The organism is Sphingomonas sp. LR55, assembly GCF_036856015.1.
Classification (GTDB): Bacteria; Pseudomonadota; Alphaproteobacteria; order Sphingomonadales; family Sphingomonadaceae; genus Sphingomonas.
Map to the genome: position 1 here is coordinate 1,254,414 of NZ_JASPFO010000001.1, position 13,787 is coordinate 1,268,200.

A 13,787-nucleotide genomic window follows, 5' to 3' on the forward strand; every position below is an offset into this window, starting at 1 on the left:
AAACCACATAATGACAGGATCAGCGCCGTTCCGCCTCGTCACCGCGCTGCGCATCGACACCGCTATCGATATGGATGCCGAGCGTATCGAGCCTTTTGCGGAGCGTATTGCGGTTGATCCCGAGCGCGCGCGCCGCGCGAAGCTGGTTCTGGCCGTGGCGCGCGAGCATTGCCTCAATCAGCGGGCGTTCGACTTCACCGATCACGCGGTCGTAGAGCGTGCCATCGTCGAGCGATGCAGGATCTTCGCGCGCGATCCGGTCGATCATCGCGCGGACCGCCTGGCCGATCTCGATCTCGACCGCTTCGCCCGACGCCGCCTGCGTGCCGATCATCGCCCGGATCGCCTCGGCGCCGATCACCTCGTCACGCGCCAGCACAGCGAGACGACGCATCAGGTTCTCGAGTTCGCGGACATTGCCGGGCCAGTCGTGCGCGCCCAGTTCGGTGAGCGCATCGCTGCCGAGTTGACGGCGTGGCAGGCCTTGCATGGCGGCGTGATCGAGGAAGTGGCGCGCGAGCAAGGCGATGTCCTGCCGCCGCTCACGGAGTGCTGGCAGCGTGATCGGCACGACGTTGAGGCGGTAGAACAGGTCTTCGCGGAACTGGCCATTGGCGACCTGCGATGCCAGATCGCGGTTGGTTGCGGCGACGATACGGACGTCGACGCGAGATCGTCCTTGCCCCGCCCACGCTGGTGAACTCGCCCGACTGAAGCACGCGGAGAAGTCGCGTCTGCGCCTCCATCGGCATGTCGCCGATCTCGTCGAGGAACAACGTGCCGCCCGACGCCTGCTCGAACCGCCCGGCATTGCGCGTTGCCGCGCCGGTGAAGGCACCGCGCTCATGACCGAACAGTTCGGCCTCGATCAGTTCGCGCGGGATCGCGGCCATATTGATGGCTACGAACGGCGCGGCGTTGCGTGGCCCCAGATCGTGGATCGCGCGCGACGAGTTCCTTGCCGGTGCCCGATTCGCCCGAGATCAGCACGGTCAGGTCGTTCGAGACGACCCGGGCGATGATCCGATAGACGTCCTGCATCGCCGCCGAGCGCCCGATCAGCGGGAGCGCGCGATCCGCGTCGTGGAGCGCATCCTCGCTGACCATGCCGCCACGGGCGAGCGCACCGGCGACCGCACGGGTGAGGACGTCGAGGTCGAACGGCTTGGGCAGGTATTCATACGCGCCGACCTCGGCGGCGCGGACTGCGGTGGTCAGCGTGTTCTGGGCCGAGAGGACGATGATCGGCAGCAGCGGAAAGCGCGCGGCGACGCTGCGGACGTGATCGATGCCGTCGCCGTCGGGGAGAATGACGTCGGTGACGAGGACGTCGGGGAGAGACACGGCGAGCGCGCGTTCGAGTTGCGCCAGACTGTCGGCGACGGTGACGTCATGCCCCGCCCGGCGGAGTGCCTGCGCGACGACGGTGCGGATCGCGGCATCGTCGTCGACGACCAGGACGGTGCTCATGATGCGGCCCTTGGCAGTAACAGGCGGAGGACGGTCATCTCGGGATTTCCTTCGCGGGCATATTGGACGATCCCGCCCATGTCGCGCGTGAGCTTGTCGACCAGCGCGAGACCTAGCCCCTGTCCTTCGCGACGGCCGGAGACGAACGGATCGAACAGGTGATCGGCGATGTCGGCGGGCGCGCCCTGCCCATTGTCGAACACGCAGATCTCGATCGGCAGCGGCAGGCGCGGTTTGCCCGGGCCCGAGCTGACGGTAATGCCGTGACGGTAGGCGGTCGTCATGACGATGCGGGGTTCGCGTTCGTCTCGAACGGCTTCGCGCGCGTTCTTGAGCAGGTTTATGATGATCTGAAGCAGCGCGTCACGGTTGATCTGGGCTGGCGGAAGCGAGGGATCGAAGCGTTCCTCGATCGTGATGCCGCGTGCAAACCCGGCGAGCGCGAGCCGGCGGGCATGGCCGAGCAGCGGATAGATGTTCTCGCTGGCGAGTGGCAGCGGCCGCGTGTCGCTAAAGTCCTGCATCCGGTCGATCAGCGCTGCGATGCGATCGACCTCGGTCACGATCAGCGTGGTAAGCTCACCGGCACCGAGCAATTGCGCCGCGCCGCGGATGCCCGACAGCGGGTTCTTGATCTCGTGCGCCAGCATTGCCGCCGCACCGACCGCCGCGCGCGCCGGCCGCGCGGTCCGCGGAATGGCCGAGGCGCCGCGAGGTCGCGGCGGAGTGCAGCGTGATCGCGCGCCAGCCGGGATAGTCGGCGATCTGTGTCTCGGCAAAATCGACGCGGATCTTGACGCCGCGCGCGGTTGCTATCTCGGTGTCGTAGACGGCCAGGCCGTGGCCATCGCGGTTGCGTGGATCGTCGGGCGGCGGGATGATCGCGTCGAGCGGCTGGCCGATCATCAGCCGCTCGGACAAGTTCAGCAGTTGTTCGGCAAGCGCATTGGCGTGCGCGACACGGTGGTCGGGATCGACGACGACGACCGCGACCGGAAGAGCCGCAAACAGCTCCGCAAAGCCTGGCCGCCCCCGGGATTGCGTATCAGGCCGCTGCAAGTTCGCGCCAGGGAGCGTAGAACTCGGCCAGCATGGCCTTGACCTGTTTGGGATCGGGGACCTGGTTGACCTTGTTGCGGAACTCCGCCGAACCGGGCAGCCCCTTGGTGTACCAGCCGATATGTTTCCGCGCCATGTTAACGCCGGTCTCGATCCCGTAATGTTCGAGCATCGCCTCGTAATGCCCTGCGATCGCGTCATATTGCTCGGTGATCGACGGGTCTTCGATACGGCGGCCGGTGGCGAACCACTCCATCACCTGGCCGAGCACCCAGGGTCGGCCGTAGCTGCCCCGACCGATCATCAGGCCGTCGGCGCCGGACTGGTCCATCGCGGCTTCGGCGTCCTCGATGGTGCAGATGTCGCCGTTGACGATCACCGGCACGCTGACCGCGTCCTTGACCTTCCGGACGAAGCCCCAGTCGGCGCTGCCTTTGTACATCTGGTTGCGGGTGCGGCCGTGAACGGTGATCAGCTTGATGCCGAGGTCCTCGGCGATCCGCGCGAGGTCTGGGGCGTTGAGGCTGTCGTGGCACCAGCCCATCCGCATCTTCAACGTCACGGGCACGTCGACCGCCTTGACCGTCGCTTCGATGATCGCGCTGGCGAGCTTGGTGTCGCGCATCAGCGCCGAGCCCGCATCGCCGTTGACGACTTTCCGCACCGGGCAGCCCATGTTGATGTCGATGATCGCCGCGCCGCGATCCTGACTGAGCTTGGCGGCCTCGCCCATCTCGTACGGGGTGCAGCCGATCAGCTGCATCGACACCGGCTCTTCCAGCCGATCCCACGCCGCCTTCTGGAGCGACTGGCGGGTCTCGCGGATCGCGGCCTGGCTCGCCACCATCTCGGTGACGTTGAGGCCCGAGCCATAGCGTCGCACGAGCGTGCGGAACGGCATGTCGGTGACGCCGGTCATCGGCGCGAGCACGACGGGGCTTTCGATCCGGACGGGACCGATCTGGATGGGGGATAGATTACGCATGAATGTGCCTGAAAAAGAGGCACGGCCCTACCCTGTCTGGCCGTTTCTCGCAAGACTGGCGAGCGCGGGGGCGAACCGCTAGGTCGCGGGGATGACACAGGGACAGCGTATCGTCGCGATCATCGTCGCAGCCGGAACCGGCGTGCGCGCCGGGGATCGGTTCCCAAGCAATATGCGCGGATCGGTGGGCGACCGATGATCGCCTATTCGCACGCCGCGTTCGCCGCGCATCCTTCGATTGCCGAGACGATCGTCGTCGTGGCCGAAGGGCAGCAGGCGATGGCGATCGACGCCCTGGGGCGCGATGCGACGATCGTCATTGGTGGTGCGACCCGGCGCGAGTCGGTCGCGAACGGGGTTGCGGCAGTCGGCGGTGCAACGCATGTGTTGATCCACGACGCCGCCCGCCCCTTCCTGCCTGCCGCGGTTATCGATCTCGCTCGTCGCCGCCTTGAAGATTAGGGACGCGGCGATTCCAGTGCTCCCGGTGACCGATACGCTCGCGCGCGGCAGTGGCCTGCTGGGTGACATCGTGCCCCGCGCGGACCTCAACCGGGTGCAAACTCCTCAAGCCTTCGCCGTGGAAGCGTTGCGCGCCGCGCATGCCGTCTGGCCGGCGGATGAAGAAGCGACGGACGACGCGCAGATGGTGCGACGGCTTGGCGTCGGCGTCGCGTTGGTGCAGGGCTCGGCGATGCTCGAGAAAGTCACCCATCCCGAAGATTTCGCGGCCGCCGAGGCGCGTGTCGCGTACGAGACCCGCACCGCGATGGGCTTCGACGTCCACCGGCTCGAAACCGGCGAAGAACTCTGGCTCGGCGGCGTCCTGATCCCGCACGACAAAGGGTTGTCGGGGCATAGCGACGCCGACGTCGCGCTCCACGCGCTGACCGATGCGCTGCTCGGCACGATCGCGGCGGGCGATATCGGCACGCATTTCCCGCCGAGCGATCCGCAGTGGAAGGGCGCCGACTCCGCGCAGTTCCTCCAGCACGCGGCCAAGCTGATCGCCGACAAGCGAGGCCGGATCGATTTCGTCGACCTGACGATCATGTGCGAGGCACCGAAGATCGGTCCGCATCGGGCTGCGATGACCGCGCGGATCGCCGACCTGCTTGGGCTCACGCTCGACCGGGTCAGCGTCAAGGCGACGACGACCGAACGGCTTGGCTTCACCGGGCGCGGCGAAGGCATTGCTGCGCAGGCCGTTGCGACCGTCCGCGTTCCGGGATCGTCCTTGTGAAGATTGCAGCAACGCTCACTGCGATCGCGCTCGTCGCCAGCCCCGCAGCGGCGCAACCGCGGTGCATCACCGGCCCTGAGGCCGAATCGCTGACGCTCGTCGCGATGCCCGACATCCTCCGTGAAACCGGTCGGGTCTGCGCGGCACAGCTTCCCGCCGCCAGCCTTATCCGGTCGCAGTCGAGTGCACTGATCGATCGCTATCAGATCGAGTCCGACCGAGCTTGGCCCGCGGCCCGTGCGGCGATCGTCAAGCTCAGCGATCCTGCGGTCGACGCGATGCTCGACTCGGAGTTTGCGCGACCGTTGCTCACGACGCTGCTGGTCCCGCAGATCGTCGGGCGGATCGCGACGCGCGATTGCGGGACGATCGACCGGATGGTAACGCTGCTCCAGCCCTTGCCACCGCGCAACACCGCGGGCATCGTCGTCGAGACGTTGCGGTACCTCAAATCCCAGAAGTCGCGCAGCGGTGATATCGCCGCGGTCGCGATGCTGCTCTGCCCGGTGGAGACTCGCTGATGGATACCATCCTTCCCGCCGAACTCGTCGACGCCGCGCGTAAAGTCGTCGAGCAGAACCGCGCGATCGGTCGCCGCGTCGCGGTCGCCGAAAGCTGCACCGGTGGCCTCGTTGCCGCTGCACTGACCGAGATCCCCGGATCGTCCGACGTTTTCGAGGTGGGCTTTGTCACCTATTCGAACGAAGCCAAGCTCGGCGTGCTCAAGATCAGTTCGGACGTGCTCGAAACGTTCGGCGCGGTCTCGATCGCAGTGGCGTGGAGCATGGCGCAGGCTGCACTCAAGCAGTCCGGCGCCGACATCGCGGTCGCGATCACCGGCGTCGCGGGCCCCGGTGGCGGTTCGCTCAAGAAGCCGGTCGGCACGGTCGTGTTCGGCCGCGCGGAGAAGGGCGGCGACCCGTCCGACGTCCACGCCGACCGCAAGGACTTCGGCAATCTGGGTCGTGGCGGGATCCGGCTTCAGGCCACGTTGTGGGCGCTCGAACTTTTGCTGCCGGATGCATCCGCACCGTAAAGCTCGGCGGCACGAGTCTCGAACGCGCCGATCATTTTCCGCAACGCGGCGCCGAACACCTGGCCCGCGATCATCTCGAACATCCGGTTCTTGAACGCGAAGTCGACGGTGAAATCGACCGCGCAGCCCTGCGGCTCGGGCCGGAAATGCCATTCGTTGCGGAGGTATTTCAGCGGGCCATCGACGTAATCGACGGTGAGTTCGCTCGGGCGCACCTTCTGCACGCGCGACGTAAACGTCTCGCGCAGGCCCTTGAAGCCGACGATCATGTCGGCGAGCGTCTCCGTCTCGCTGTTCGAGCGCACCCGCATCGCGCTGACCCAAGGCAGGAACTCGGCATAGCGGCCCACATCGGCGACCAAGTCGAACATCTGCTCAGGCGTGTAGGGCAAATGGCGCGTTTCCGAATGCTTCGGCATCAGATGCGCGCGACGCCCAATTTCATGTCGCGGTTCGCGCGCAATTTCTCGAAATCGTCGCCTGCGTGATAGCTCGACCGGGTCAGAGGTGACGACGCGACCAGCAGGAAGCCCTTGGCGCGGGCGATCGAGGCATAGGCATCGAACGCCTTGGGCGGCACGAACTCGGCGACCTTCGCGTGACGCGGCGTCGGCTGGAGATACTGGCCCATCGTCAGGAAATCGATGTCGGCACAGCGCATGTCGTCCATCACCTGATGGATCTCCAACCGCTCCTCGCCGAGCCCGAGCATCACGCCGGACTTGGTGAAGATCGACGGATCATGCTTCTTCACGCTCTCCAGGAGGCGCAGCGACGCGTAGTAGCGCGCGCCCGGACGGATCGTCGGATAGAGCCGCGGCACCGTCTCAAGATTGTGGTTGTAGACGTCAGGGCGCGCTTCGACGATCGACTCGATCGCCGCTTGCGCCTTGTTGCGGAAATCGGGCGTGAGGATCTCGATCGTCGTCGTCGGGTTCGACGCACGGATCGCCTGGATGACCTTCACGAACTGCGACGCACCGCCATCGGGGAGGTCATCACGATCGACCGAGGTGATGACGATGTGGTTGAGCCCCATCTGGGCGGCCGCATCGGCCACGTTCTGCGGCTCCATGCGATCCACCGCGCGCGGCATGCCGGTCTTGACGTTGCAGAACGCGCACGCCCGCGTGCACGTGTCGCCGAGGATCATAACCGTCGCATGCTTCTTCGACCAGCATTCGCCGATATTCGGACACGCCGCCTCTTCGCACACGGTGGTGAGGCTTTTGGACCGCATGAGCTCACGCGTTTTTGCGAAGCCAGCGGAGGTCGGCGCCTTGACGCGGATCCAGTCGGGCTTGCGCGCACGGACCGGTGCAACCATCGGGGTCATGTCGTTCATGCACGCCAGATAGCCCCGCCCTGCCGCTGAGACAATGGTGGCGGGCCATGTCGGCGGGTTGGAACCATCGGACGAACCGGATAAAATCATGGAACCAGTTTCAACATGACAAGTTTGTCATGTTGCATCGCAAACTGATATGGAAGGCTAACCGTGCCAACTCACTTTCCGGAAATGATCGAAGGCTATCACCGCTTCAAGGACGGCCCCTGGGAGGAGCAGCGCGAGCGCTGGAAGGAACTGCAGGACGGCCAGAGCCCCAAGGTGATGATCATCGCCTGCTCCGACAGCCGCGTCGAACCCGCGCAGATTTTCGATACGCTGCCGGGCGAAGTGTTCGTCGTCCGCAACGTCGCCAACCTCGTCCCGCCGTTCGAAACCGGTGGTGGTTATCACGGCGTCTCCGCGGCGATCGAGTTCGCGGTTACGCAGCTGAAGGTCGAAGAGATCGTCGTGATGGGCCACGAGAAGTGCGGTGGCTGCAAGGCCGCGCTGACGCAGGCGTTTGCCGATGCTGATCACGGTGCAGGCGGCTTCGTGTCCGACTGGGTCAGTCTGCTCGACGGTGCCCGCGAGAAGGTCATCGCGAAGTACGGTGAAGGTGCCGAGGCCGGCCGCGAGATGGAACTCGAATCCGTCCGGACCTCGATCGCCAACCTTCGCACCTTCCCGTTCGTGACCGAGGCCGAAGCCGCTGGCACACTGGCCCTGCGCGGTGCCTATTTCGGCATCGACAAGGGCCAGATGCTGCTGCTCAACGAGGATGACGAGTTCATCCAAGCAGAGTCGACAGAAGCCAAGTCAGCGAAGGCCTAACGCCTTCTCCGCCACCTTCTTGACCTTCGGGTCGAGCGGTGGCGGCACCATCGATACGCCGGCTTCGAGGCGGTCCGCGATAAGCGTCAGCGCTGCGATCCGGGCCGCCTTCTTGTCGTTGCCGTCGATGACGGTCCACGGCGCGGTCGCGGTGTCGGTGCGCGCGAACATCTCGGCCATCGCCTCCAGATACTCTTCGCGCCGCGACCGGTTGTGGAAATCGTCGAGCCCGGTCTTCCAGTGCTTCCACGGATCGTCGAGCCGCGCCTTCAATCGCCGGTCCTGCTCCTTCTGCGTGGTATGGATGAACAGCTTGATGAGGGTCGTGCCGCTCTCGACCTGCTGTGCCTCGAACGCGTTGATCTCGTCGTAACCGTGGCGCCATTCGGTCTCGCTGGCGAACCCCTCGACACGCTCGACCAGGACGCGGCCGTACCAGCTGCGATCGAACACCGCGATGTTGCCGTTCGCGGGCAGACGGTTCCAGAAGCGCCAGAGGAAATGATGCGCCTTCTCGTCCGCAGTCGGTGCCGAGATCGGCCAGACCTTGTAGTTGCGCGGGTCCCATTCGGCGGAGAGACGCTGGATGATGCCGCCCTTCCCTGCCGCATCCCAGCCCTCGAACATGACGATCGCGCGCGTACCACCGACGATGTGCGCGACCTGGATATGCTCGAGGCGCTTTTGAAGCGCGGCAAGGTCGTGCTTGTACTTGCCGTCGTATTCGTCGCCAGCTTCGTAATCGGCCAGGTGTATCGTCATGCATCGCGCTCCGTCGCAAGGGTCGGGATCTGAACGTTCCAGGCGCCGCGACGACGCAGGACGAACCAATAATAGGCGATCGAGAGCAGGATCTGCGCGCCCGTCATGATCAAACCGGGGCGTCCCTCCTCGAGATCGAGCCAACTCGTCCAGCAGACATAACCGAGCGCGAGCAGCGTCACCACCGGAGCGATTGGGTAGAACGGCATCTGGTAGGGGGCGTGGGCGGTTTTGCCGGTACGCCTGCCGACGATCGCCGCGACGCAGATGCCCGTGTAGATCGCGACGAGGCCGGTGCCGCTGAGCACCAGCAGCAACTGGAGCGGCAGAAAGCACGCGACGATCCCGAACCCGCCGACCAGCAGCGTGCCGACCCAGGGCGAGCCGAACTTCGGGTGGACCTGCGTCATCCACCGATCGAGCGGACGCCCCCAGCTCCCGTCGCGCGCGGTGCCGTAGAAGAAGCGCGCGCAGGCGAGGATGCAGGCGATCACCGCGTTGACGATCGCGACGACGACGCCGATCGAGATCCAGTTCGCCGTCGTGGTGCCGCTGCGGAGGGTGACGAGGAGGCCGAACGGGTCGTCGGCGGTAAGCGTGGCGTGGAGGTCTGGTGCACCGACGAGGACCGCGACGATCGGGATGCCCTCGAACAGCAGCGTCAGCGCGAGCGAGGCCATGATCGCGCGCGATCAGTCGGGGGGCCTCGAGCATCTCTTCGCCGAAATACACCGCCGCGCCGTAGCCGTTGAGTGCGAAGATCGCGATCGAGGTGGCGAGGCCGATCGATGCGGCTGACGCGGGGACGAGGGAGGCGCCTTGCGGCATGACAGGGTGGAGCAACAGGTCGCCGATCGGGCGGACGGTATCGGCGAACCCGAGCCAGACGACCGCGACGATCGCCAGCATCTCGACCAGCAGGAAGAGCCCGGTGAGCCAGGCGTTCACCTTGATCTGGAGGATCGCGACCAGCGTCGACCCTGCGACCACGGCGATAGCGATGGGGATCTGTGGCAGGCCGGGGACCAGCGTGCCGAGCACCGCGCTGACGCCCAGGCCTGCGACCGGGGGGAAGAGCAGGTTGTTGAAGACGTTGACGCCGAGCATGACGAACCCCGCCATCGGCCCGAGCGTATGCGCGACCGCGACATACTCGCCGCCCGCTACCGGCCATGCGGAGGAGAGTTCGGCATAAACGAACGCGGTGGCGACGCACACGAGTCCGGCGATCAGCGTTGCCCAGACTGCGCCGGTGCCGGCGACCTGGAGCATGCCGGGGACGATGACGAACACCGACGATGCCGGGGTGGCGACGGAGAGGGTGAGGAACAGGACGCCCGTGACGCCGAGGCTGCGGACGAGGCTTGGCGCAGCCGCCGGTGTCATCTGATCGTCGCGCATGCCAACCCCTTATCGTGCAGGGGTATTTGCATGGTTGAGGGGGTTGAGGAAGCGTGAGACGTCTTTCCCTCGCCCTTCGGGGAGAGGGAGGGGCCCGCCCGCGCTTGCGGGTGAGAGGGTGAGGGGAAGTTGGCGCGCACCAACCGCCCCTCACCCTCCCGTCGCCAAGCGGCTCCTCCTTCCCTCTCCCCGTAGGGGCGAGGGACAGATAGACGTTACCCAGCGCTCGGCGCGACCACCTTAGTCGCGTCCTTCGGACCATCCACCGTCAGGCGGATGTTGAGTTCCTTCAGCTGCTTGGCACTGACCGGGCTCGGCGCGCCCATCATCAAATCCTCGGCCTTCTGGTTCATCGGGAACAGCACGACCTCCCGAATATTCGGCTCGCCCGCGAGCAGCATGACCATCCGGTCGATCCCCGGCGCCGAACCGCCATGCGGCGGCGCGCCGACCTTGAACGCGTTGATCATGCCGGCGAAGTTCGTGTCAACGTCGGCTTGCGTATAGCCGGCGATCTCGAACGCCTTGTACATGATCTCCGGACGGTGGTTCCGGATCGCGCCCGACGACAGCTCTACGCCGTTGCAGACGATATCGTACTGATACGCGAGGATATCGAGCGGATCCTTGTTCTCCAGCGCATCCATCTCGCCCTGCGGCATCGAGAACGGGTTGTGGCTGAAATCGACCTTCTTCGCGTCCTCGTCATATTCGAACATCGGGAAATCGACGATCCAGCAGAACTCGAACCGGTTCTCGTCGATCAGGCCCAAGTCCGCACCGATCCGCGCCCGTGCGGCACCGGCGAGCTTGGAGGCGGGCAGTTCCTTGCCGGCAGCGAAGAAGATGCCGTCGTTCGGGCCGAGGCCCATCTCGGCGATCAGCTTGCGGGTGGCTTCCTCGCCGTGGTTCTTGGCGATCGGGCCGCCGAGTTCGCCGTTCTTCTGGGTGATGTAGCCGAGCCCGGCATGCCCTTCGGCGCGCGCCCAGTCGTTCATGTCGGTGAAAAATTTCCGTGACTTGTCCGCGGTGTTCGGCGCGGGGATCGCGCGGACCACGTCACCGCCGGCGACGATGCCCGCGAACAGGCCGAAGCCCGAATCGACGAAGTGATGGCCGACGTCGTGGATCAGGATCGGGTTGCGCAGATCGGGTTTGTCGCTGCCGTACTTCAGCATCGATTCGCGGTAAGGGATGCGCTTGAACGGGAGGGCCGAGACCTGGCGACCCTTGCCCTGCCAGTCGGCGAATTCCTCGAACACGCCGTGAAGGACAGGCTCGATCGCCGCGAACACGTCGTCCTGCGTGACGAAGCTCATCTCGAAATCGAGCTGATAGAACTCGCCGGGCGAGCGATCGGCGCGGGCGTCCTCGTCGCGGAAGCAGGGCGCGATCTGGAAATAGCGGTCGAAGCCGGCGACCATCAGCAGCTGCTTGAACATCTGCGGCGCCTGAGGCAGCGCGTAGAACTTGCCCGGATGGACGCGGCTCGGGACCAGATAATCACGCGCGCCCTCGGGCGACGACGCGGTCAGGATCGGCGTCTGGAATTCGGTGAAGCCCTGCGAATTCATCCGGTTGCGCAGCGACGTGATCACCTGGCTGCGGAGCATGATGTTCGCATGAAGACGCTCGCGACGCAGATCGAGATAGCGATAGCGCAGGCGGATATCCTCGGGATACTCGGCCTCGCCCGCCACCGGCATCGGCAGCTCCCCCGCCATCGACTGAACCGTCGCGGCGGTGGCGCGGATCTCGATCCCGCCGGTCGGCAGGTTCGGGTTCACCGCTTCCGGCGCACGCGCGGTCACCTTGCCGGTGATCGTGACGACGCTTTCGCTCTTCAGACCCTCGATGACCTTGAAGACCGGGCCCGATACGTCGGTGACGATCTGCGTGATGCCGTAATGATCGCGCAGATCGATGAAGACGAGGTCGCCGTGATCGCGCTTCTTGTGGACCCAGCCGGAGACGCGGACCTCTTCGCCGACCTGTTCGGGGCGGAGGGCGGCGCAGTTGTGGGTGCGATAGGCGTGCATGATGGGTCTTCTCGGACGATAAACAGGTGCCTCGCGCTTCCCTTCCCTACCGGGCTTTGTCAACCCGGACGAGGCTCGCTATGGACGGGCGATGCATATCCACCCGCTTATCTCCGACAGTGCCACGCTCGCCAATCTGTGCGCGCGCATGGCCGACGCCGACTATGTGTGCGTCGACACCGAATTCATGCGCGAGAGCACCTATTACCCGGAACTCTGCCTGATCCAGATCGCCGACGACAAGGAAGCCGCGGCGATCGATCCGATGGCGCCGGGGATCGACCTCAAGCCGCTACTCGACCTTCTCGTCGAGAATCACGACGTGCTGAAGGTGGTTCATGCCGGCGGGCAGGACATCGAGATCGTCTATAACCTGACTGGCAAGACGCCTTTCCCGCTGTTCGACACGCAGGTCGCGGCGATGGCGCTCGGCCAGGGCGAGCAGATCGGCTATTCGAACCTCGTCGACAGCTGGCTCGGCATCGCGGTCGACAAGGGCGCGCGGTTCACCGATTGGGCACGCCGGCCGCTGGATGCGCGACAGATCGAATATGCGATCGGCGACGTGACGCACCTGTCGAAGATCTTCCCGAAGATGCTGGAGCGTTTGCGCAAGACTGGGCGCGGGGTGTGGCTCGATCAGGAGATGGAGCGGCTTGGCGATATCGCGAACTACGCGAACGATCCCGATCTGGCGTGGAAGCGTGTGCGAATTTCGGGGCGGAAGCCCGAGGTACTGGGCCGGCTGAAGGCGCTGGCGCGGTGGCGTGAGCTGGAGGCGCAGGCGAAGGATCTGCCGCGCGGGCGGATAGTCAAGGACGAGACGCTGGGCGACATGGCGGGGCATCCGCCGAAGAAGCAAGCCGATCTGGCGCGGGTGCGGGGGCTTTCGGCAACGTGGGCCGGCAACGACATCGGTGGCCGGCTGATGGCGGCGATCGAGGAGGCGCAGCCGCTCGGCGAAGACGAGATGCCACCGCGCGACGATCGCAAGCCGGGGCTCGGCAAGGAGGGTTCGCTGGTGGCGGATCTCCTCAAGCTGTTGCTCAAGATCCGTTCGCGAGACATTGATGTCGCATCGAAATTGCTCGCGCGGACCGATGAACTCGAGGCTTTGGCGGCGGGCGTGCGGACCGGGCTGCCGATGCTCGAGGGTTGGCGCTTCGATCAGTTCGGACGCGATGCGCTCGATCTGGTCGAGGGACGACTGGCGTTTGCGGTCATCGGCGGCAAGCTGAAGATGACGCGTACGGAGGATGCCGCATGAGAATCGTTCTTGTCGCAGCCTTGGCCGCCACGGCGGCGTGTACGCCGATAGAGATGCGCGGCGAGACGCCTGCCGCTGCGCCGGTCGCTACCGCGTGCAATGCCGACTCGTTGGGCGATCTGGTCGGCAAGCGCGCAAGCGATGCCCGGGCGGATGTGATGCAGACCCGGTCGGGATCGCGGACGCTGCGCTGGATCGCCCCGAATACCGCGGTGACGATGGATTTTCGGGCTGACCGGCTGAATGTGTACGTCGATGCGAAGGGCCGGATCGAGCGCTTCACCTGCGCCTGATCGCTTTGATCCTCCCCTGCAAGGGGAGGTGGCTGGCTCGCCAGACGGAGGGGTGACACCCTCTCGATAGC

The 13,787-nt window shown here is 65.6% G+C and carries 11 protein-coding genes and 4 pseudogenes; 6 read left to right on the forward strand and 9 right to left on the reverse strand.

Annotated features, from left to right (window positions below; genetic code table 11):
* Positions 1–19 precede the first annotated feature (19 nt).
* The 3 genes and pseudogenes from ntrC to dusB form a co-directional block, all read right to left on the reverse strand.
* A pseudogene (ntrC, locus tag QP181_RS05875) lies at positions 20–1,470 on the reverse strand (nitrogen regulation protein NR(I)).
* Positions 1,467–2,529: pseudogene (locus tag QP181_RS05880) on the reverse strand (two-component system sensor histidine kinase NtrB). Before QP181_RS05880 ends, ntrC begins: the two co-directional pseudogenes overlap by 4 nt.
* Complete coding sequence (gene dusB, locus QP181_RS05885; protein WP_333927953.1) at positions 2,516–3,514, reverse strand: tRNA dihydrouridine synthase DusB; 999 nt, start codon at positions 3,512–3,514, stop codon at positions 2,516–2,518. The pseudogene QP181_RS05880 and the gene dusB overlap by 14 nt, the downstream one beginning before the upstream one ends.
* Positions 3,515–3,605: 91 nt before the next feature.
* Here dusB and QP181_RS05890 point away from each other — a divergent pair.
* From QP181_RS05890 to QP181_RS05900, 3 genes and pseudogenes are all read left to right on the forward strand, one after another.
* Positions 3,606–4,757 (forward strand): annotated as a pseudogene (locus QP181_RS05890) (bifunctional 2-C-methyl-D-erythritol 4-phosphate cytidylyltransferase/2-C-methyl-D-erythritol 2,4-cyclodiphosphate synthase).
* The gene (locus QP181_RS05895; protein ID WP_333927954.1) at positions 4,754–5,278 is read left to right on the forward strand and encodes a hypothetical protein; all 525 of its coding nucleotides are present in this window, start codon (positions 4,754–4,756) and stop codon (positions 5,276–5,278) included. The pseudogene QP181_RS05890 and the gene QP181_RS05895 overlap by 4 nt, the downstream one beginning before the upstream one ends.
* Positions 5,278–5,793: a CinA family protein gene (locus tag QP181_RS05900; RefSeq protein WP_333927955.1), complete on the forward strand. Its 516-nt coding sequence runs from the start codon at positions 5,278–5,280 to the stop codon at positions 5,791–5,793. The genes QP181_RS05895 and QP181_RS05900 overlap by 1 nt, the downstream gene beginning before the upstream one ends.
* Here the strand turns inward: QP181_RS05900 and QP181_RS05905 are convergent.
* Complete coding sequence (locus QP181_RS05905) at positions 5,739–6,212, reverse strand: type II toxin-antitoxin system RatA family toxin (protein WP_333927956.1); 474 nt, start codon at positions 6,210–6,212, stop codon at positions 5,739–5,741. The two genes, QP181_RS05900 and QP181_RS05905, sit on opposite strands and share 55 nt — an antisense overlap.
* Entirely contained in the window at positions 6,212–7,138 is a 927-nt protein-coding gene (lipA, locus tag QP181_RS05910) for a lipoyl synthase (protein ID WP_333927957.1), read from the reverse strand. The genes QP181_RS05905 and lipA overlap by 1 nt, the downstream gene beginning before the upstream one ends.
* A gap of 174 nt (positions 7,139–7,312) precedes the next feature.
* Here lipA and QP181_RS05915 point away from each other — a divergent pair, with 174 nt between their 5' ends.
* Positions 7,313–7,954: a carbonic anhydrase gene (locus QP181_RS05915; RefSeq protein WP_132735238.1), complete on the forward strand. Its 642-nt coding sequence runs from the start codon at positions 7,313–7,315 to the stop codon at positions 7,952–7,954.
* Here QP181_RS05915 and QP181_RS05920 read toward each other — a convergent pair.
* The 4 genes and pseudogenes from QP181_RS05920 to aspS all read right to left on the reverse strand — a co-directional run bounded on the left by QP181_RS05920 (position 7,940) and on the right by aspS (position 12,156).
* Positions 7,940–8,716 (reverse strand): polyphosphate kinase 2 family protein, encoded by a 777-nt coding sequence (locus tag QP181_RS05920; protein ID WP_333929567.1) that lies wholly within the window; start codon positions 8,714–8,716, stop codon positions 7,940–7,942. The two genes, QP181_RS05915 and QP181_RS05920, sit on opposite strands and share 15 nt — an antisense overlap.
* Positions 8,713–9,396 (reverse strand): amino acid permease, encoded by a 684-nt coding sequence (locus QP181_RS05925; protein ID WP_333929568.1) that lies wholly within the window; start codon positions 9,394–9,396, stop codon positions 8,713–8,715. Before QP181_RS05925 ends, QP181_RS05920 begins: the two co-directional genes overlap by 4 nt.
* 91 nt (positions 9,397–9,487) lie before the next feature.
* A pseudogene (locus tag QP181_RS05930) lies at positions 9,488–10,117 on the reverse strand (APC family permease); the annotation flags it as partial.
* A gap of 215 nt (positions 10,118–10,332) precedes the next feature.
* Complete coding sequence (gene aspS / locus QP181_RS05935; RefSeq protein WP_333927958.1) at positions 10,333–12,156, reverse strand: aspartate--tRNA ligase; 1,824 nt, start codon at positions 12,154–12,156, stop codon at positions 10,333–10,335.
* 91 nt (positions 12,157–12,247) lie between these two features.
* Between aspS and rnd the strand changes: the two genes are divergently transcribed.
* Positions 12,248–13,423 (forward strand): ribonuclease D, encoded by a 1,176-nt coding sequence (gene rnd / locus QP181_RS05940; RefSeq protein WP_333927959.1) that lies wholly within the window; start codon positions 12,248–12,250, stop codon positions 13,421–13,423.
* The gene (locus tag QP181_RS05945) at positions 13,420–13,716 is read left to right on the forward strand and encodes an I78 family peptidase inhibitor (RefSeq protein WP_333927960.1); all 297 of its coding nucleotides are present in this window, start codon (positions 13,420–13,422) and stop codon (positions 13,714–13,716) included. Before rnd ends, QP181_RS05945 begins: the two co-directional genes overlap by 4 nt.
* The last annotated feature ends 71 nt before the right edge of the window (positions 13,717–13,787 follow it).

What these genes read in the sequence shown, in the direction of transcription:
- QP181_RS05905 (WP_333927956.1), bottom strand. Translation starts at nt 6,212, where the DNA reads ATGCCGAAGCATTCGGAAACGCGCCATTTGCCCTACACGCCTGAGCAG.
- QP181_RS05945 (WP_333927960.1), top strand. Translation starts at nt 13,420, where the DNA reads ATGAGAATCGTTCTTGTCGCAGCCTTGGCCGCCACGGCGGCGTGTACG.
- rnd (WP_333927959.1), top strand. Translation starts at nt 12,248, where the DNA reads ATGCATATCCACCCGCTTATCTCCGACAGTGCCACGCTCGCCAATCTG.
- lipA (WP_333927957.1), bottom strand. Translation starts at nt 7,138, where the DNA reads ATGAACGACATGACCCCGATGGTTGCACCGGTCCGTGCGCGCAAGCCC.
- aspS (WP_333927958.1), bottom strand. Translation starts at nt 12,156, where the DNA reads ATGCACGCCTATCGCACCCACAACTGCGCCGCCCTCCGCCCCGAACAG.
- QP181_RS05900 (WP_333927955.1), top strand. Translation starts at nt 5,278, where the DNA reads ATGGATACCATCCTTCCCGCCGAACTCGTCGACGCCGCGCGTAAAGTC.
- QP181_RS05915 (WP_132735238.1), top strand. Translation starts at nt 7,313, where the DNA reads ATGATCGAAGGCTATCACCGCTTCAAGGACGGCCCCTGGGAGGAGCAG.
- dusB (WP_333927953.1), bottom strand. Translation starts at nt 3,514, where the DNA reads ATGCGTAATCTATCCCCCATCCAGATCGGTCCCGTCCGGATCGAAAGC.
- QP181_RS05925 (WP_333929568.1), bottom strand. Translation starts at nt 9,396, where the DNA reads ATGGCCTCGCTCGCGCTGACGCTGCTGTTCGAGGGCATCCCGATCGTC.
- QP181_RS05920 (WP_333929567.1), bottom strand. Translation starts at nt 8,716, where the DNA reads ATGACGATACACCTGGCCGATTACGAAGCTGGCGACGAATACGACGGC.